Annotated in this window: 17 protein-coding genes; 11 read left to right on the top strand and 6 right to left on the bottom strand. The window is 67.9% G+C overall.

Annotation, left to right across the window (positions count from 1 at the left end):
* The first annotated feature begins 128 nt into the window (after positions 1 to 128).
* Positions 129 to 1,346, top strand: a complete 1,218-nt coding sequence (locus OG405_RS04460; RefSeq protein WP_327150371.1) for an MFS transporter — start codon at positions 129 to 131, stop codon at positions 1,344 to 1,346.
* Between the two features lie 35 nt (positions 1,347 to 1,381).
* Here the strand turns inward: OG405_RS04460 and OG405_RS04455 are convergent, their stop codons facing one another.
* From OG405_RS04455 to OG405_RS04440, 4 genes are all read right to left on the bottom strand, one after another.
* Positions 1,382 to 1,819: a Uma2 family endonuclease gene (locus OG405_RS04455; protein WP_327150370.1), complete on the bottom strand. Its 438-nt coding sequence runs from the start codon at positions 1,817 to 1,819 to the stop codon at positions 1,382 to 1,384.
* A 107-nt stretch (positions 1,820 to 1,926) separates the two neighbouring features.
* Positions 1,927 to 2,934, bottom strand: a complete 1,008-nt coding sequence (locus OG405_RS04450) for a 3-isopropylmalate dehydrogenase (protein WP_327152199.1) — start codon at positions 2,932 to 2,934, stop codon at positions 1,927 to 1,929.
* A gap of 229 nt (positions 2,935 to 3,163) precedes the next feature.
* The gene (gene serA, locus OG405_RS04445; protein WP_327150369.1) at positions 3,164 to 4,762 is read right to left on the bottom strand and encodes a phosphoglycerate dehydrogenase; all 1,599 of its coding nucleotides are present in this window, start codon (positions 4,760 to 4,762) and stop codon (positions 3,164 to 3,166) included.
* A 285-nt stretch (positions 4,763 to 5,047) separates the two neighbouring features.
* Entirely contained in the window at positions 5,048 to 5,251 is a 204-nt protein-coding gene (locus OG405_RS04440) for a cold-shock protein (protein ID WP_327150368.1), read from the bottom strand.
* A gap of 362 nt (positions 5,252 to 5,613) precedes the next feature.
* Between OG405_RS04440 and OG405_RS04435 the strand changes: the two genes are divergently transcribed.
* Both OG405_RS04435 and OG405_RS04430 read left to right on the top strand, forming a co-directional pair.
* Positions 5,614 to 5,967, top strand: coding sequence for a hypothetical protein (locus tag OG405_RS04435; RefSeq protein WP_327150367.1), 354 nt, complete (start codon positions 5,614 to 5,616; stop codon positions 5,965 to 5,967).
* Between the two features lie 202 nt (positions 5,968 to 6,169).
* Positions 6,170 to 6,541: a helix-turn-helix domain-containing protein gene (locus OG405_RS04430; protein ID WP_327150366.1), complete on the top strand. Its 372-nt coding sequence runs from the start codon at positions 6,170 to 6,172 to the stop codon at positions 6,539 to 6,541.
* Positions 6,542 to 6,585: 44 nt separating this feature from the next.
* Here the strand turns inward: OG405_RS04430 and OG405_RS04425 are convergent, their stop codons facing one another.
* Positions 6,586 to 7,191 carry a ClpP family protease gene (locus OG405_RS04425; RefSeq protein ID WP_327150365.1) on the bottom strand — a complete coding sequence of 202 codons (606 nt, stop codon included), beginning with the start codon at positions 7,189 to 7,191 and terminating at the stop codon, positions 6,586 to 6,588.
* A gap of 25 nt (positions 7,192 to 7,216) precedes the next feature.
* A complete protein-coding gene (locus OG405_RS04420) occupies positions 7,217 to 7,831 on the bottom strand; it encodes a ClpP family protease (RefSeq protein ID WP_327150364.1) in 615 nt (204 codons plus the stop codon).
* A gap of 269 nt (positions 7,832 to 8,100) precedes the next feature.
* Here OG405_RS04420 and urtA point away from each other — a divergent pair, with 269 nt between their 5' ends.
* From urtA to atzF, 8 genes are all read left to right on the top strand, one after another.
* The gene (gene urtA, locus OG405_RS04415) at positions 8,101 to 9,390 is read left to right on the top strand and encodes an urea ABC transporter substrate-binding protein (RefSeq protein ID WP_327150363.1); all 1,290 of its coding nucleotides are present in this window, start codon (positions 8,101 to 8,103) and stop codon (positions 9,388 to 9,390) included.
* Between the two features lie 6 nt (positions 9,391 to 9,396).
* Positions 9,397 to 10,284, top strand: coding sequence for an urea ABC transporter permease subunit UrtB (gene urtB, locus OG405_RS04410; RefSeq protein WP_327150362.1), 888 nt, complete (start codon positions 9,397 to 9,399; stop codon positions 10,282 to 10,284).
* Positions 10,281 to 11,399, top strand: coding sequence for an urea ABC transporter permease subunit UrtC (gene urtC, locus OG405_RS04405; RefSeq protein ID WP_327150361.1), 1,119 nt, complete (start codon positions 10,281 to 10,283; stop codon positions 11,397 to 11,399). The genes urtB and urtC overlap by 4 nt, the downstream gene beginning before the upstream one ends.
* Positions 11,396 to 12,319, top strand: a complete 924-nt coding sequence (urtD, locus tag OG405_RS04400) for an urea ABC transporter ATP-binding protein UrtD (RefSeq protein WP_327150360.1) — start codon at positions 11,396 to 11,398, stop codon at positions 12,317 to 12,319. The genes urtC and urtD overlap by 4 nt, the downstream gene beginning before the upstream one ends.
* 5 nt (positions 12,320 to 12,324) lie before the next feature.
* Positions 12,325 to 13,017, top strand: coding sequence for an urea ABC transporter ATP-binding subunit UrtE (gene urtE / locus OG405_RS04395; protein WP_327150359.1), 693 nt, complete (start codon positions 12,325 to 12,327; stop codon positions 13,015 to 13,017).
* 79 nt (positions 13,018 to 13,096) lie between these two features.
* Positions 13,097 to 13,729 (top strand): GntR family transcriptional regulator, encoded by a 633-nt coding sequence (locus OG405_RS04390; RefSeq protein WP_327152198.1) that lies wholly within the window; start codon positions 13,097 to 13,099, stop codon positions 13,727 to 13,729.
* Between the two features lie 50 nt (positions 13,730 to 13,779).
* On the top strand, positions 13,780 to 17,439 hold the full coding sequence (gene uca, locus OG405_RS04385; RefSeq protein ID WP_327150358.1) for an urea carboxylase: 3,660 nt from the start codon (positions 13,780 to 13,782) through the stop codon (positions 17,437 to 17,439).
* Between the two features lie 2 nt (positions 17,440 to 17,441).
* Positions 17,442 to 19,178, top strand: coding sequence for an allophanate hydrolase (gene atzF, locus OG405_RS04380; RefSeq protein ID WP_442790721.1), 1,737 nt, complete (start codon positions 17,442 to 17,444; stop codon positions 19,176 to 19,178).
* Positions 19,179 to 19,401 lie beyond the last annotated feature (223 nt).

The following is a 19,401-nucleotide window of genomic DNA, read 5'->3' as shown; positions in this document are numbered from 1 at the left end:
CCGACGGTGAGAACCGCGACACTACTCGGGGGCTCCACGGCCCGGAGGTGTACCGTGGCCGAGGTAAGTTCATCGATTGAGAATTTCATCTCATATAATGAGATGCTCTCGTTTCGAGATGGGGAACCATGGCGCACAGTTCATCGGCGGCCGTCCCGATCGCCGCACCCGGTAGGCAGGTATCCCCCGCCCACCGCTGGTTCATGCTCGTCTTCGGCGTCTTCGCCCAGACCACCAGCGCGATCTTCGTCCACGGCGTCCCATTCCTGCTTCCCGCGCTCACCGCCGGCGGGATGCCGCTGCCCACCGCCGGCCTGCTCGTCGCCATGCCCACCGTCGGTCTGTGCTGCGCCCTCATCGCCTGGGGCTATCTGGTCGACCGGGTCGGCGAACGTATCGCCCTGGTAGCCGGGCCACTGATCATGTGCGCGGCCGGTGCCGCAGCCGCTTTCACGACCAGCTACCCGGCCCTCGGGGTCCTGCTGTTCCTCGGCGGTATCGGTGCCGCCAGTACCAACGGCGCCAGTGGCCGGGTGATCGTCGGCTGGTTCCCGCCCGACCGGCGCGGCCTGGCCATGGGAATCCGCCAGACCGGGCAGCCCATCGGTGTCGGGATCGCGGCGATATCCATTCCACTGGCCGCGCAGAGTTTCGGGGTCGCGCCCGCGCTGAGCGTCCCCGCGATCCTGGCCGGACTGGCCGCCGTATGTTGTCTGCTTGGGATCATCGATCCACCCCGTCCCACGCGAGCACAGGCCACCGGCGCCAACCCTTACCGGGGCAGCAGCACACTGTGGCGAATCCACGGCGTCTCGATCCTGCTCGTCGTCCCCCAGGCCACCGTCTGGACCTTCGCTCTGCTCTGGTTGCACCGCGACCTGGGCTGGTCCTTGGCGGCCGCCGGGGCCTTGGTCACCGGCACGCAGATCCTGGGCGCGCTGGGCCGGATCGGGGCGGGCGCCTGGTCGGATCAGGTCGGCAGCCGGATGCAGCCACTACGTCAGGTCGCGATCGCCGCGGTCGCCACAATGGCGTTGCTGGCACTGACCTCCTGGACCCACTGGTGGTGGGTGGCCGTCCCACTGCTGGTCGTCGCCTCGGTGGTGACGGTGTCCGACAACGGGCTGGCGTTCACCGCCATCGCCGAACGCGCCGGGCCGTTCTGGAGCGGCCGTGGTCTGGGCATCCAGAACACCGGCCAGAACCTGACAGTCGCCGCGGTGCCGCCGGTATTCGGAGCGCTCATCACCGCGACCGGTTTTCCCGCCGTCTACCTCGCGGCGGCAGCCTTGGCCGCGGTAGCGATCCCACTGGTTCCGGTGGCGTCGGAAAAACCTCTGGAGTAAGCACCGACCAGTTGTTCATCCAGTGGCCGGGCCGGTTAGTACTGCGAGATTCCCAGCGCCGCGTACTCGCGTACCTTCCGCACTCGGTCGGTACGTTCGCTGCCGCTCCCGGGCGATACGACCTCGACGGCCAGCAGGATGTCGGTACCCGGGATCAGTTTCGGCGATTCGTCGACGATCGCGGCTCGCGCGACTGCTCGGGGAACTACGAAGATGTCAGGCTTCCGGATACCCGTCGGAGTGCTGACTTCCCATTCACCGCCATCGCACACGAATACATCAGCGCGATCGGCGGCGGTTCTGATCAGGCCGGCCAGCGACCAGCCGATGAAGCTGTGTCGCGCCCCCGCTGCCACCTCGACCAACCACCCGTCTTCGAGTTCGAAACCCTTACCGTCCTCCGGCAAGTCGTACAGATCCAGCACTGTGTAGGGGCCGAAGCCGACATCACTGGTGGCGTGCCACGCGGTCATGCTGCCCTCCAAGCCCTCGGGCCGTCCATCGGGGATACACCCAGGTATCCCCGATGGTATCGGACCCCCGAACCGATTTCGTCCGCGAAGATACAGATCGGCCTAGGTCAGAGGGCGGCGGCGATCCGGTCGCCGATCGCGGTGGTCGACGCGGTACCGGTCCGGCCGGACAGATCCTCGGCGACCGCCTCCTGAATACGGACGGCGGCAGCGGTTTCGCCCTTGTGCTCGAGCAGCAGCGAGACCGAGAGAATGGCCGCGGTCGGGTCGGCCTCGGACCGGCCGGCGATATCGGGGGCACTGCCGTGCACCGGTTCGAACATGCTCGGGTTGGTGCCGGTGGCGTCGATATTGCCGCTGGCCGCCAGGCCGATACCACCGCTCACGGCGGCGGCGAGGTCGGTGATGATATCGCCGAACAGGTTGTCGGTGACGATCACATCGAAGCGGCCCGGGTCGTTGACCATATGGATGGTGGCGGCGTCGATGTGCTGATAGGCGACCTCGACATCACCGAATTCCGCACCGACCTCGTCGACGGTGCGCTGCCACAGCGAACCGGCGAAGGCGAGCACGTTCGTCTTGTGCACCAGCGTGAGGTGCTTGCGGCGGGTCCGCGCCTTGGCGAAGGCGTAACGGACCACTCGTTCGACACCGAACCGGGTGTTGGTGCTGACCTCGGTGGCGACCTCGTGCGGGGTGTCCACGCGGATCGCGCCACCGGTGCCGGTGTACGGGCCCTCGGTACCCTCGCGGACCACCACGAAGTCGATATCCGGGGTGCCCGCCAGCGGGCTGGCGACTCCCGGGTACAGCTTCGAGGGGCGCAGGTTCACATGATGATCGAGCGCGAAACGGGTGCGCAGCAGCAGGCCACGTTCCAGGACTCCGCTGGGTACCGACGGATCGCCGATCGCGCCCAGCAGGATGGCGTCGTGCTGTTTGAGTTCGGGCAGCACCGATTCGGGCAGGATCTCGCCGGTGGCGTGGTAGCGCTTGGCGCCCAGATCGTATTCGGTGCGCTCGACTCCGGGCAGCACCACATCGAGCACCTTGAGCGCCTCGGCGACGACTTCCGGGCCGATACCGTCACCAGGGATCACGGCGAGTTTCATGACAACCACGCTTTCTACGAACGACGAGGCCGCGAACAGAGCGGGACGCGGCTGCCGGGCCGGGTGCGGCTTTGTCGCGGCGATGTCCCGACGCGGCAGTGTCCTGTCGGTGTCCTGTCGCTGCGACGGTGTCCGGGTACCGAACGCCCCGGGCAATGCGGCCCGGGGCGGAGCGGTGCCCATCGGTGCGCGCCACCCACCGGCCCGGGCGGTAGCGCGCACGGTTACCTCAGAAGAGGTCGACCAGTGCGACCTTGGCGGCGCCGACCGCGGTGGCGATCTCCGACCGCACCGCCTCGGACACCTCCTTGTTGACCCGCAACACCACCGTGGCGCCTTCTTTGTTGGCGTCCTGGGTGAGCTGAGCGGCGAGGATATCGACCCCGGCGGCGCCCAGTGCGGTGCCGACCCTGCCCAGGGCGCCCGGCTTGTCCTCGTAGTTGAGGACCGCCAGGTTGATGCCCTCGGCGCGCATATCGTAGTTGCGGCCGTTGATGTTGACGATCTTCTCGACCTGCTGCGGCTCGGTCAGCGCACCCGCCACATTGATGGTGCGGCCGTCACCGAACACCGCGCGCAGATCCACCAGGCTGCGGTGGCTGGGGCTCTCGGTCACCGTGGTCACCTCGGCGGTGATCCCGCGGGCCTGGGCCAGCGCCGGCGCGTTGACGAAGGTCACCTGATCGTCGACATGGGCGGAGAACACTCCGCGCAGTGCCGCGAGCTGCAGCACCTCGACGTCGGAGGCGGCCAGTTCACCGCGCACCTGCACCTCCAGGCTCACCGGCAGTTCGTCGGCGAGCGCACCGAGCAGTGCGCCCTGCTTGCGCACCAGGTCCAGCCATGGCGCGACCTCATCGCCGACCGTACCGCCGGTCACGTTGACCGCGCCCGGTACGAACTCACCGGCCAGGGCCAGCAGTACCGATTTGGCGACATCGGTGCCCGCCCGGTCCTGGGCCTCGCTGGTGGAAGCGCCGAGATGCGGCGTCACCACGACCTGCGGCAGTTCGAACAGCGGGCTGTCGGTGCAGGGCTCGGTCTCGTAGACGTCGATACCGGCGGCCCGCACGTGACCCGAGGTGATCGCCGCGGCGAGCGCGGCCTCGTCCACCAGGCCACCGCGCGCGGCGTTGACGATGATGACGCCCTTCTTGGTCTTGGCGAGAGCGTCCTTGCCGAGCAGGCCCTTGGTCTCCGGGGTCTTCGGCAGGTGGATGGAGATGAGGTCGGCCCGCTCGAGCACCTCGTCGAGGGTCAGCAGTTCGATACCGAGCTGCGCGGCGCGTGCCGGGGAGACGTAGGGGTCGTAGGCGACGATCTTGGTCTCGAAAGCTGCGAGACGGGCCGCGAACAGCTGCCCGATACGGCCGAGGCCGAGCACGCCGACGGTTTTGCCGAAGATCTCCACACCGTTGAAGCTGCTGCGTTTCCAGGTGTGTTCGCGCAGGGTGGCGTCGGCGGCCGGAACCTGGCGGGCCGCGCTCAGCAGCAGGGTGACGGCGTGCTCGGCGGCGGTGTGGATATTCGAGGTCGGCGCGTTGACGACCATCACGCCGCGTTCGGTGGCGGCGGGGACATCGACATTGTCCAGGCCGACTCCGGCCCGGGCCACGATCTGCAGGTTCTTGCCCGCCTCGAGGACTTCGGCATCGACGGTGGTCGCGGAGCGGACGAGCAGCGCATCGGCTGCCGGCACCGCGGCCAGCAGTGCGGGCCGATCCGGGCCGTCGACCCAACGGACCTCGACACCGTCACCGAGCGCGTCGACGGTCGACTGGGCGAGCTTGTCGGCGATCAGAACTACAGGACGGCCTGCTTGGCTCACAGTGGGGTACTCCTGGATGTGGGGACGGCCAGTTGACGGGCCCAAGCTTAGTTCGGACCGATCCGGCCATGTCCTGCCCCCTGCTGTCGGCGCCCGTCGACCTGCGCGAACCAAACGGACCGGGTGTGCGGAATCACGCGCGTATCCCTGCTCACCAGGCCGGGGTGACGCCTGGCCCGGGTAGAGCGCCGGCATCCGCGGCAATGCCTGCCGCCGCACCTACCCGAAAACGACGCGCGGCCCCGCACCTCTTCGGTGCGGGGCCGCGCTGCATCGTCACATCACTCAGATGGAGCGAACGTCCTGAGCTTGCGGACCCTTCTGGCCCTGCCCGATCTCGAACTCCACCCGCTGGCCCTCTTCGAGGGTCCGGAAACCGTTGCCGGATACCGCGGAGTAATGCACGAAGACGTCAGGTCCGCCCCCGTCTTGCGCGATGAAGCCGAAGCCCTTCTCGCTGTTGAACCACTTCACACTGCCTTGAGCCATGATACTTACTTCATACTTTCTGTTGCGAGCCCGACGGATCACGGTCGATCCGTCTGATCTCTCTGACAACGATGCCACGATCGGCAGAGTTCCTCCACCGCGAAAACCCCCCACTGTGAGGGAGAACGCGACTTCCGGAGGCCGGGTATGACACCCCGGTGAGAGCGATCCACCGCACGGACGACCCGCTCCTCCACCCGTACCGGCGTCCCGGGGGAATCCCGTAGTACCCGGGGATGATTCTTCGACCGAATCCGCCGAAGGACTGTGACATTCGTGACCGTTGCGCAAGAGTGAGGGTCTATCGCTTTTCGGCCGGTCGTCCCGGCTGTGCCGGAGGGCACAGTACGAGAGGATTCGAAGTGTTACGCAGCAACCGAGCACAAGCGACACGTCGGGCGACCGCCCGGATCGTCGTCGCGGGTGCCATCACTCTGCTCCCGCTGGCCGCCCTGGCGGCTCCGGCGATGGCCGACCAGGCGGCCCCGGCGCCGGGCTACACCCAGGTCGACCGGGATCGGCACGGGGACCGCGACCGCGACCACCACCGGGACCGCGACCGGGACCGCGACCACCACCGGGATCGCGATGGCCGTTGGGATCGCGACGACCGTTGGGATCGCGACCATCACCGGGACCGGCACGGCGACCGCGGCTGGGAGGATCCGGCGAACTGGGCCCGCCACCTGTTGCGCGGTCTCTTCGGCAGCAGCTGACCGAGGGCGGGCCCGCGGCTACGCGGGCCCGCGTCGGTCGACCGGCGATCCACCGCGTGCTCAGGGGAACGGGGCCCGCTCGGCCGCTGCGGTCATGTTGTACGCGAGGCGATTACGGTGCCGCTTCCCGCACGCTCGACCCGGCTGTACGCCCGTAGCGTAATTCGCCCGTACCAGCACATCCACCTCCTAGGCTCGGTCCATGACCGAGCCCCGCAGACTCCAGGCGATCCCCGGTGGACGCGCCGAGCGGCCGCCCCGGCAGCCGGTGGACCCGCCCGAACCCTTGTGGCGCGAGATCCTGGGCGGACAGTTACGTACGCTGCGCACCGAGAAACGGGAAACGCTCGCGGAAACCGCAGAGCGAGCAGGGATTTCGCCACAATATCTTTCCGAGATCGAACGAGGCCGCAAGGAACCCTCCAGTGAGATGATCGCCGCGCTGGCGGGCGCCCTCGGTACCTCCCTCGGCACGCTCACCGAGCAGGTGGCCGACGAACTCCGGGCCCGACGGCAACCCGTCGCGACCCGGCTGCCGGGCGCTGCCCCCACCGTGCTGCTCCGAGCGGCCTGACCGGCCGGAGCCCTTGCCCCGCGCCGGCGTCCGGCCCGCGCCGGTCATCGGGCGGGGGCCGAACCCCGCGGTTCCAGCACCGAATCGACCAACCCGTATTCCAGGGCGGCCGTCGCGGTGAACACCCGGTCGCGGTCGGTGTCGTGCCGTAACTGTTCCGGAGTCCGGCCGGTGTGGCGAGACAGGATTTTTTCGATCTCGGCCCGCATCCGCACGAGTTCGTCGGCCTGCAGAATGAGGTCGGGGATGGCACCCTGCCCGCGGGCTGCCGGCTGGTGCAGCACCACCCGGGCGTGCGGGAGCATCGCCCGATGGCCGGGCGCACCGCCGGCGAGCAGGACCGCCCCTACCGCGATCGCCTGGCCGACACAGGTGGTGTGCACCGGGGCGCCGATATGCTGGATCGTGTCGTAGACCGCCAGCATGGAGGACAGGTCGCCGCCCTCGCAGTTCACATAGAAATCGATCTCCTGGCCGGGGCTCTCCGATTCCAGGTGCAGCAGTTGCGCGATGAGCGCGTTCGCGACCCCGGAGTCGATGGGCGTGCCGAGATAGACGATGCGTTCGGCGAGCAGATGTGAATAGATATCGGTGATCCGCTCACCGCGCGGATGCCGGGCGATCACATTGGGAATCGTGTAGGTGCTCATGCTGCCTCCTCCGGCCGCGCCCTGGTCATGCTGTGCCCGCCGAGATCCCGATCTTCTGCCGTTGGGGGACCACCTGGCCGAAATCGCCGACGATATGGTCGATGAAGCCGTACTCCTGGGCCTGGTTCGCGCTGAACCAGCGGTCGTGCAGCGAATCCTCGTAGACCCGTTCGTAAGGCTGACCGGTATCCGCGGCGATCAGACCCAGCACGGTTTCCACCGTGTAGCGCAGATCGTCGGCCTGCACTTCGACGTCCACCGTGGATCCGCCGATACCGGCCGAGCCCTGGTGCATCAGGATCCGCGCGTGCGGTAGCGCGAAGCGTTTTCCAGGGGTCCCGGAGGAGAGCAGGAACTGGCCCGCGCTGCAGGCCAGTCCGAGCGCGAGGGTGGACACCGGAGTGGGCACCAGCCGCATCACATCGCGGATGGCCAGCATCGCCGGAACCGAGCCGCCTGGTGAATGGATCCACAGCGAGACAGCGGCCTCGCCGTCCTCGGCGGCGAGGGTGAGCAACTGGGTCGCCAGCAGGGTGCCGTTGTCGTCGTCGAGTGGGCCGTCCAGGACCAGGATGCGCCGGGACAGCAGTTGCTCCCGGGCGCGCCAGCCGAACAGTGGTGATCTGTCGTCGTGAGCCATGGTTCTCAGGTTGCCGGAGCGCGCGGTCGAGCGGGAGTGCGCACTGCTGTGAGCGGATCTGCTCTCAGCAGCGCGGCCGCGGCCCGTAGGACGATCGATACTCGAGCTTCACGCTGCGATACGTGGCCGAAACACAGCCTCCTTACCGTAATTCCTCGTATACGTCGCTGTATACAACGCCGAATACGAGCAAGTCAGCGGGCTGACCTTTCCTGAGTGGAGGCCGAACGGTCATGAATGCAGCCAGAACCGAAGAATCGGGAAAACCCATGACAGTCGCGGCATCACGCCCCGCACGTAACCGCCGCGAACGACGGCGGGCACGCACCCTCCTCGCTCTCCCGGCCGCCCTCTGCGCGACCGCGCTGGTGGTCACCGCGTGCGGTAGCTCCGCCTCGGATCAGGCCGGCGCGAACACCGCATCCTGTGTCGATACCGCCGGCCCCACGATCAAGGTCGGTTCGCTGAACTCGCTGTCGGGCACCATGGCGATCTCCGAGGTCACCGTCCGGGATTCGATCAGATTGGCGGTGGACGAGATCAACGCCGCCGGCGGCGTCCTGGGCAAGCAGATCCAGCTGGTCGGCGAGGACGGCGCCTCCGAGCCGACAGTCTTCGCGGAGAAGGCGGAAAAGCTGATCAGCAGCGACTGCGTCGCCGCGGTATTCGGTGGCTGGACCTCGTCGAGCCGGAAAGCCATGCTGCCGGTCTTCGAGGACCGTAACGCCCTGCTGTACTACCCGGTCCAGTACGAAGGCCTGGAATCGTCGGAGAACATCTTCTACACCGGCGCCACCACCAACCAGCAGATCGTGCCCGCCCTCGACTATCTGAAGGGCCGCGGCGTGAAGTCGCTCTATCTGGTGGGCAGCGACTACGTCTTCCCGCAGACCGCCAACCGCATCATCAAGGCCTACGCGGAGGCCAACGGGATCGAGATCAAGGGCGAGGACTACACCCCGCTCGGCTCCACCGATTTCTCCACCATCGTCAACAAGGTGCGTGCGGCCGACGCCGACGCCGTGTTCAACACCCTCAACGGCGATTCCAATGTCGCCTTCTTCCGCGAGTACAAGAACGTGGGCCTGACCGCGAAGGATATGCCGGTGGTCTCGGTATCCATCGCCGAAGAGGAAGTCGGCGGTATCGGCGTGCAGAACATCGCCGGCCAGCTGACCGCCTGGAACTACTACCAGACCGTCGAGAACCCGCAGAACAGCACGTTCGTCAAGGCGTACCAGGCGAAATACGGCGCGAACAAGCCGACTTCGGATCCGATGGAGGCCGCCTACGTCTCGGTCCACCTGTGGAAGAACACCGTCGAGAAGGCGCGATCCTTCGCGGTCGCGGATGTGCAGAAGGCAGCGGGCGGCGTCACGTTCGAAGGTCCCGAAGGCCTGGTGACCATCGACGGCGAGAACAACCACATCACCAAAACCGCCCGCATCGGTGAGATCCGGCCCGACGGCCTGATCTACAGCGTGTGGGATTCCGGCCGGCCCGTCGAACCGGACCCGTATCTGGCCGGTTACCCGTGGGCCGAGGGACTCGGGGGCTGACGCACCGTGGAAGCAGTCATCGGCCAGCTGTTCACCGGTCTGAGTCTGGGATCGATCCTGTTGCTCGCCGCCCTGGGCCTGTCGTTGACCTTCGGTCAGATGGGGGTCATCAACATGGCCCACGGCGCGTTCATCATGGCGGGGTCCTATACGGCCTACACGGTGCAGGAATATCTGGTCTCCAATGCCGAGATCGCCCTGATCGTCTCGCTGCTCATCGGGTTCGGCGTCGGTGGCCTCATGGGTGTGGTCCTCGAGGTGACGCTGATCAAACGCATGTACGACCGGCCGCTGGACACCCTGCTGGTGACCTTCGGTGTCGGCCTGATCCTGCAGCAGGCAGCACGAGACATCTTCGGTGCGCCGGCCGTACGTGTGGTCACCCCGGAATGGCTCGGCGGCGGGGTGGAGATCCTCGGGGCGGTCGTCCCGAAAACCCGGATCTTCATCATGCTGCTGGCGGTGCTCTGCGTGACCGCGATCGCGGTGACCATGAAGTACACCGCGATGGGCAGGCGTATCCGGGCCGTTGTCCAGCATCGTGATCTCGCGGAAACCAGTGGGATATCCAGTCGCGGCACCGACATCACCACGTTCTTCATCGGTTCCGGGCTCGCCGGGGTAGCCGGGGTGGCGCTGACACTCATCGGCTCCACCAGTTCCAACACCGGCGCCGCCTATCTGGTGGACGCGTTCCTGGTGGTGGTGATCGGCGGCCTCGGGCAGATCCGGGGCGCGGTGATCGCCGCGGTGACGCTGGGGCTGTTGAACTCGTTCATCGAATACAGCACCACCGCCTCGGTGGCGAAAGTCATCGTGTTCGTCGTCATCGTCATCTTCCTGCAGGTGCGCCCGCAGGGACTGTTCATCATTCGGTCGAGGAGTCTGGTATGAGGGGATTCTTCACGAACCGCTGGAAAGTTTATTCGGGATTTGTGGTCGCCGCCGTACTGCTTTTCGCGGTGGCGCCCGCGGTGCTCTCGGATTTCCGGCTCAACCTGCTGGGTAAGTTCCTGTGCTTCGGTATCGTCGCCGTCGGTATCGGATTGGCCTGGGGCCGCGGCGGCATGCTCACCCTGGGGCAGGGCGTGTTCTTCGGGCTCGGCGCCTACATCATGGCCATGCATCTGAAGATCTCCGACGCCCAGTTGCGCGGCGACGATGTCCCGGATTTCATGCAGATCGCGGGGATACGTGAACTACCCGGGTACTGGGTGCCGTTCGGTTCGCCGGTGGTCACGATCCTGGGCATTCTCATCGTGCCGCCGCTGGTGGCGGTGCTGCTCGGGCTGGGCGTGTTCAAACGCAAGGTCAAGGGCGCCTATTTCGCGATCCTGTCGCAGGCACTGGCGGCGGCGTTCGCGATCCTGCTGGTGGGTCAGCAATCCACCGGCGGAAGTAACGGACTCAACCGTTTCCGCAGTTTCTTCGGGCTCGCTCTCAACGACCCGGTCAACCGGCGACTGCTGTTCTTCATCGCGGCGGGCACCCTGCTGGTGATCGTCGCGCTGACGCGGCAGCTGATGTACAGCCGCTACGGCGAACTGCTGGTCGCGGTGCGCGATCAGGAAGAGCGAGTGCGTTTCCTGGGCTACGACCCGGCTGATGTGAAGGTTGTCGCCTACGCGGTGGCGGCCCTGTTCGCCGGAATCGCCGGGGCGCTGTTCGTCCCGATCGTCGGGATCATCTCCCCGGCCGATATCGGGATCGTGCCCTCCATCGCGTTCCTGACCGGTGTCGCCATCGGCGGCCGCACCACCCTGCTCGGCCCGGTCCTGGGCGCGATCGCGGTGGCCTGGGCGCAGACCGGCCTGTCGGAGAACTTCCCCTCCGGGTGGGTCTACGCGCAGGGTGTCCTGTTCATCGTCGTGGTCGGTTTCTTCCCGGCGGGTCTGGCGGGTCTGGTCACGCTGGTGCGGCGCCGTAGACGCGACGACGAGAAGGACCCGGCACCACCCGGTCCGGCACCCGAGCCCGCACCCGCTACCCCGGTAGGAGTGTCGTCATGACCGAGCAGGCGAAGACGATGGCCGGCGCACCGGTCGCCGGTGGAAACGCCGGTATGCACAGCGACTACCTCGAGGTCCGGGGCCTCAGCGTCGAATTCGACGGATTCAAGGCGGTCTCGAATGTGGACCTGACGCTTTTCCAGGGAGATCTGCGGTTTCTCATCGGCCCCAACGGTGCCGGAAAGACCACCATGATCGATGCGATCACGGGTCTGGTCCCGGCCACCGGGTCGGTACAGAAATCCGGGGTCGAAATGCTCGGTAAAAAGGTGCACCAGATCGCCCGGCTGGGTGTGGGGCGCACCTTCCAGACCGCGAGCGTCTTCGAGGAACTGTCGGTACTGCAGAATCTCGATATCGCCGCGGGCGCGGGCCGCTCGATCTGGACCATGCTGCGCCGCCGGCCGGCCGAGGTTTCCGAATCCATCGAACAGGCCCTGGAGACCATCGGTCTCACCGCGTTGCGCGACAAACCCGCCGGAACCCTGGCGCACGGCCAGAAACAGTGGCTCGAGATCGGCATGCTCCTGGTGCAGGACGCTTCGGTACTGCTACTGGACGAACCGGTCGCGGGAATGAGCCAGGAGGAGCGCGAAGAGACCGGGAACCTGTTGCGCCGCATCGGCGGTCAACGCACGGTCGTCGTGGTCGAACACGATATGGACTTCATGCGCAATTTCGCCACCTCGGTGACAGTGCTGGCCCGCGGCGCGGTGCTCGCCGAGGGATCGGTGGCCGAGGTCCAGGCCGATCCAGCGGTACAGGAGGCATACCTGGGCACCGCGGCGGTCGCGGAGGGGCACGGCGGGGGCGAGTCGCGCCCGCCCGATGCGCACCGCGTGGGCGAGTCGGGCCCGGAAGCGGAAGCCGGGCGCGATCACGCAGCGCCCCCACTCGGGCGCAATGGACAGGGAGAGTGACCGGGATGCTGGAACTCATCGACGTTCACGCCGGATACGGCCGCACCGAGGTCGTGCACGGGATCGGGATAGAGGTACCGGCCGACGGTGTGGCCGCGATCATGGGACACAACGGCGCCGGGAAGACCACCCTGCTGCGCGCGGCGGTCGGACTCGTCCGCACCGGTAAGGGCAGGATCCGCTTCGACGGTGCCGATATCACCTCCCTGCGGCCGAGCGCCCGGGTCAAACGCGGACTGGCCTATGTCCCGCAGGGCCAGCAGTGCTTCGGTCATCTCACCACCGCCGAGAATCTGCGGGTGGTGGCCGACGGCCGTAGACGCGGGCCCGCGCTGATCGACGAACAACTGGATCTGTTTCCCGCGCTGAAGGATCTGCTCGACCGGCGCGCCGGATTGCTCTCCGGTGGGCAGCGTCAGCAGTTGGCCATCGCCCGCGCGTTGATCACCGAACCCCGCATGCTGATCCTCGACGAACCCACCGAGGGCATCCAGCCGTCGGTGGTCGCCGAAATCGAGAAAACCGTCACCGAACTGGTCAAAGGCGGTGGGCTCGGGGTGTTGCTGGTGGAACAGCACATCGGTTTCGCCCTGCGGGCCGCGAGCCGGTACTACGTGCTGGAGAGCGGCCGGGTCACCGCTACCGGGGAAGGCGGGGCCGGGGCTGTCGAGACCGTCCGCGCCGCCATGACTCTCTAGGCTGCGCGTCGTGACCGAACTGCGAAGTAAACGCGAATCACGCAGCGACACTGTGTACAAGGCGCTGCGCGACGAACTCATGGCCGGTGCGCTGGCACCGGAGGAGCGGCTCGGCGAGGAACGGCTGGCCGAACGCTACGGTGTCTCGCGCACTCCGGTGCGCGAGGCCCTGGCCCGGTTGCAGGCCGACGGTCTGGTGGAACGCCACGACGCCGGACTGTTCCCCTACCGTCCGCGCCTGGACACCCTGGGCGACTACTACGAGTTGCGGATCACCCTCGAGGTCCAGGGCATCGCCCGTGTCCTCGACGATCCGGAGCTCGGCCACGAACGTAGGGTCCTCGGACCCGAGATCGACCGCTGGCGCACGTTCCGCACCGCGCCCCCGGATCCGGACGCCGGTTTCGTCGACGCCGACGAACAGTTCCACACCGTCCTGCTCGACTCTTCGGGCAACCATGCCCTCACCGACGCCCTGCGCGCGGTGAACGCCCGGATCCGCCCGGTGCGGATGTTCGACTACCTGACCCCCGATCGCATGCTCGCGACCATCGAGGAGCACATCGCCATCGGCGAGGCCGTTCTCGACCGTGATCTCACCGGCGCCCGGGAGCAACTCCTCGCCCATATCGACCAGTCGCGGCGCGTGGTGGCCGACCGCGCCGGTCAGGTGCTCCAGCTGACCCGCATGGCCCGCGCGACCAAAACCTGAAATTCCCGGCTACTCCGGTAGCCGCACTGTCCACGCCGAGAGGACCGACCGTGACCGAGACCGCCCCGCAGTTGTATACGCCGTTGCATACACCCTTGCCCGCATGCCTGCTGATCGCCAACCGCGGTGAGATCGCTTGCCGCATCCTGCGTACCGCCCGGCGGCTGGGAATCGAGACGGTCGCGGTGTTCTCCGATGCCGACGAGGGTTCGCGACATGTACGGGCGGCCGATCGCGCGGTCCGGCTCGGCCCTGCCCCGGCCGCCGACTCCTACCTGCGGGCGGACGCGGTGATCGAAGCGGCACTGTCCGCCGGCGCGACAGCCATCCATCCCGGCTACGGATTCCTCTCCGAGAACGCCGATTTCGCCACCGAGGTGGAGGCCGCCGGGATCGCGTTCGTCGGCCCGGCCGCCGAGCACTTGCGGCTCTTCGGCGACAAACACAGCGCCCGCGAGGCAGCGGCGGAGGCCGGTGTTCCACTGGTCGCCGGTAGCGGGCTGCTCACCGGACTCGACGAGGCCCTGGCAGAAGCCGAGCGCATCGGATACCCGGTGATGCTCAAGGCCGCCGGGGGCGGCGGCGGTATCGGAATGGCCGCCTGCGCGGGTCCCGGCGAGCTCACCGAGGCCTATCGACGAGTGATCCGGCTGGCGCAGAAGAACTTCGGATCCTCCTCGGTATATCTGGAGCGTTTCGTCGCCCGGGCCCGCCATGTGGAGGTGCAGATCTTCGGTGACGGTCACGGTCGGGCCGTATCACTGGGCACCCGCGATTGCAGCCTGCAGCGGCGCAATCAGAAGGTCATCGAGGAGGCGCCCGCCCCCGGCCTCCCCTACACCGTGAGCGAACGGCTCCTCGAGTCGAGCCGGAAACTGCTCGGCGATGCCGGCTACCGCTCGGCCGGCACGGTCGAGTTCATCTACGACGTCGACCGCGGCGAGGCATCGTTCCTCGAAGTCAACACCCGGCTCCAGGTCGAGCACCCGGTGACCGAAGCCGTGACCGGGATCGATCTGGTGGAGTGGATGCTGCGCCTGGCGGGCGGGGATTCCGCGTTCCTCGATGCGATCCCCGACGCCGGCCCGCCGATCACCGGCTACGCCGTGGAGGCCCGCGTCTACGCCGAGGATCCCGGTAACGACTACCGCCCCGGCGCCGGCACCCTGACCGGTGTCGAGATCCCCGCCGCGCCCGCACGCGTGGAGACCTGGGTCGAGACCGGTACCGAGATCAGCCCCTTCTACGACCCACTGATCGCCAAGATCATCACCTCCGGGGAGAGCCGTCCCGAAGCCCTGCACCGGCTGCGCGCAGCGCTCGACGAGACCCGCATGTTCGGTATCACCACCAACCTGCCCCAGCTCCGGGCCGCCGCCACCAGTTCCCCCATGCTCGATGCCCGGCACACCACCGCGACCCTCGGCAGCCTGGCCACCATCCGCCCCCGCCTGGAGATCCTGCGCGCCGGCGTCTCCACCACCATCCAGGATTTCCCGGGCCGCCTGGGTCTCTGGAATGTCGGGATCCCGCCGTCGGGCGCATTCGACGATCTGTCCTTCCAGCTCGCCAATCACGCTGTCGGTAATTCCCTGGGCGAGAACGGGCTCGAGGCCACCCTGCTGGGTCCGCGGATCCGGGTCACCGACACCACTGTCCTGTGCGTGACCGGCGCCGAAGCCCCGGTCACCGTGGACGGCGAACCGGTCCCGATGTGGGAACCGGTCACCGTCCCCGCCGGTTCGGTCCTCGATATCGGCGCCCCCCGCGACACCGGCCTGCGTACCTACCTCGCGATCCGGGGCGGCATCCTCGCCCCCGACTATCACGGCAGCGCCGCCACTTTCACTCTCGGCGGGTTCGGCGGTATCACCGGCCGGGCAGTCTCGAGCGGCGATATCCTCGGCATCAAACCCGACGCCGGCGGTCTCCTCGAGCCCGCGCCGATCCCGGCCGGGGAACGTCCGGAGTTCGGCCACACCTGGTACGTAGGCGTCGGCGAGGGCCCCCAGCCCGCCCCCGATTACTTCACTTCCGCCGATATCGCCCAGTTCTACGACGCCACCTGGCAGGTGCAGGCGCACGCCAACCGCACCGGCCTGCGGCTGGCCGGCCCCAAACCGGCTTGGTCGCGCACCGACGGCGGCGATGCCGGCCTGCACCCCTCCAACCTGCACGACTGCCCCTACAGCGTCGGCGCCCTCAACCTCTCCGGCGACACCCCGATCCTGCTGGGTCCCGACGGTCCCAGCCTGGGCGGTTTCGCGTGCCCGCTGACCGTGATATCCGCGCACCGCTGGAAACTCGGCCAGATGCGCCCGGGCGACCGGGTGCGTTTCGTCCCGATCGCCGACGAGCGAACCGGCGCGTTCCGTTCTTCACCCGCCCTGCGCGGCCGCGGCCTGCCCACCCCCGAACTCCTCGGGTCCCGGGAAGAAGACAACGGAGTCCTCGGCCGCCGCGACGCCGGTACCGGCACCCCCGAGGTCAGATACCTGCGCGGCGCCGACGACAACGTGATGATCGAATACGGCCCGATGGAGCTCGATCTGGGTCTGCGGATGCGGGTCCACGCATTGAGCGAACGGCTCGAAAAGGCATCCATCCCCGGTCTGATCGATATCACCCCCGGTGTGCGTTCCCTGCACCTGCACTTCGACCCCGATGTGATCGACCAGCGCACCGTGGTCCGCCTGCTCGGCGAACTCGAGGACGAGATCCCCGATACCGCCGACCTGCGCGTCCCGAGCCGGCATATCGAACTGCCGCTCTCCTTCGACGACCCGACGATCGCCGCCGCGATCGAACGCTACGGCCGCGGCGTCCGCGCCGAAGCGCCCTGGCTGCCGTCGAATATCGAGTTCATCCGCCGGATCAACGGCCTGGACAGTGTCGAGGAGGTACGCGATATCGTCTTCGACGCCCAGTACATGGTGCTCGGCCTCGGCGACGTCTACCTCGGCGCGCCCCTGGCCGTCCCGCTGGACCCCCGGCACCGCCTGGTGACCACCAAATACAACCCCGCCCGCACCTGGACCCCTTCCGACGCGGTCGGTATCGGCGGCAAGTACCTCTGTGTCTACGGTATGGAATCTCCCGGCGGCTATCAGCTCGTCGGCCGCACTGTCCCGATCTGGTCGGGTTACCGGCAGCGCGCGCCGTTCGAATCCGGTAAACCGTGGCTGTTCCGCTTCTTCGACCGCATCAGCTGGTATCCGGTCGCGGCCGATGAACTGCTCGAACTGCGTGCCGAAATGGCGGCCGGCCGTTTCGAGATGCGCACGAGCGCAGGGGAATTCGCCATGGCCGAACATCTCGCGTTCCTGAACGAGAACTCCGCCGATATCGCCGCCACCGAAGAGCACCGGCAGGCCGCGTTCGGCGCCGAACGGCAGCGCTGGGAGGCGAGCGGCGAACTCGACGCCCAGGCCGATCGCACCGCCGAACCCGAACCCGTCGAAGACCTCGCCCTGCCCGAGGGCGCCTATCTGGTCGCGGCACCCATGATGGCCAATGTCTGGCGCGTGGAGGTCACCACGGGCGAGCACGTCGAGGCCGGCACCACACTGCTCGTCCTCGAGGCGATGAAGATGGAGCTGCCGGTGGTCGCGGAGGTCTCCGGCACCGTGCACACCATCACCGTCGGGGCAGGCGATCAAGTCACCACCGGCGCCCCCCTGGTCGCCATCGAAACCGAAGGAGCGGCATGACAATGGAACAACTACCGCTGGTGGACCCGGCGGCCCCGGCCTCGGTCGCCCCTACCGAGAAGGTGGCCGGCGCCTACCGGACCATCCGCGAACACGACCGGCCCGAAATCTGGATCACCCTGCGTGCCGAGGCCGAGGTCCTGGCCGAGGCCGCCGCGCTCGAGGACCGGCTCGCCCGGGGTGAGCGGTTGCCGCTCGCGGGGTTGCTCCTCGCCGTCAAGGACAATATCGATATCGCCGGTATCCCCACCACCTGCGCCTGCCCCGGCTTCGAGAGAACGCCGGAGCGCACTGCTCCCGCTGTGGCGCGCCTGCTCGAGCAGGGCGCTCTGGTGCTCGGCAAAACCAATCTCGACCAGTTCGCCACCGGCCTCGTCGGCACCCGCAGCCCCTACGGCGCGGTCCGCAACGCGTTGTTCCCCGACCGGGTGTCCGGTGGCAGCAGCTCCGGTTCGGCGGTGGCGGTCGCGCTCGGCATGGTCGACGCCGCGCTGGGCACCGATACCGCGGGCTCCGGCCGGGTTCCGGCCGCGCTCAACAGCATCATCGGGATCAAACCGACCCTCGGACTCGTTCCCACCACCGGTGTCGTCCCCGCCTGCCCCGACTACGACGTGGTCACCGTTTTCGCCCGCGATCTCACCCTCGCCGGCGCGGTGACCGCGGCCATGATCGGCCCCGATCCCGCCGACCCCCGTTCCCGTCCCTGGCCGGCCGACACTCCCCTGGGCGCCCCGGCCCGCGCCACACTCGCGATACCCGCCGACCACAACTTGACCGCCCTCACCCCCGCCTACCGCGCCGCCTTCGACGCGACGGTCGCGCGCTGGATGGCAGGCGGCGGCGAGGTGGTGACAGTGGATATCGGCGAACTGCTCGATGCCGCGAAGCTCCTCTACGACGGTGCCGTCGTGGCGCAGCGTTATGCCGCGATGGGTGAATTCCTCAGCGGTGCGCCCGAAGGCGCCGATCCGGTGGTCGCGAAGATCGTCGCGGGCGCTGCCCGCCCGGCCGCCCACGAATACGTCACCGATCTCGGCCGCCTCGCCCACGCGAGGGCGGCCGCGCGCCGGCTGTTCGACGAGTATCCCGCCCTGCTGCTCCCCACCACGACCGAGCATCCGACCCTGGCCGCCGTCGGAGCCGAACCGGTGGCGATCAACACCCGCATGGGCACCTTCACGAATTTCTGCAACCTGCTCGACCTGGCCGCGGTCGCGGTACCGGGCGCGGAGACCGCCGACGGCGACCCCTTCGGCGTCACGCTGGTGACCCCCGCATTCGCCGACCAGATCGGTATCGACCTGGCCGCCCGGCTGCTGGACACGCCCGCACCGCTGCTCACCGATACCGGCACCGACCTTCTGGTCGTCGGCGCCCATCTTCGCGGTCTCCCGCTACACCATCAATTGGAGCAGGCCGAAGCCCGATTCCTGGGCGAGGTCGCCACATCCACCGCGTATCGCATGGTCGCTCTGCCCGCCACCCCACCGAAACCGGGCATGCTCCGCGTGGGTACCGGTTCCGGCAGTTCGCTGCCCGGCGAGCTGTATCGGCTCTCCCCCGCCGCGCTCGGGACGTTCCTGAGCACTCTGCCGGCCCCGATGACGCTCGGGAAGGTCGAATTGGATTCCGGACAGTGGGTCACCGGCTTCGCCTGCGATTACGAATCCGCCCGCGACGCGACCGATATCACCGAACACGGAGGGTGGCGCAACTACCTGGATGCCGGTCGCTGACACCGATCGACCCGGGAAGGCCCGCCGTCCGGCCTGTCGCACTGTCCGCCCGCTCTCGGACATGCGACCGTGGCGCGGGCAACCTCTCCCAAACTTAGGATTGACTAACCTAAAGTCCGCCGCTAGCGTTTCGCTTTATCCGAGTGGATTCCGCGCTGCGTTCACCCACCCGGGCAGTGCCGGCGGACGAGGTACGCGATACCGCGAACACCGCCTCCGGCGC

The sequence above is a fragment of the Nocardia sp. NBC_01329 genome, from assembly GCF_035956715.1.
Taxonomy (GTDB): Bacteria; Actinomycetota; Actinomycetes; order Mycobacteriales; family Mycobacteriaceae; genus Nocardia.
Note: the sequence above shows the minus strand (reverse complement) of the source record. Positions and strands in the feature narration are given on the sequence as shown.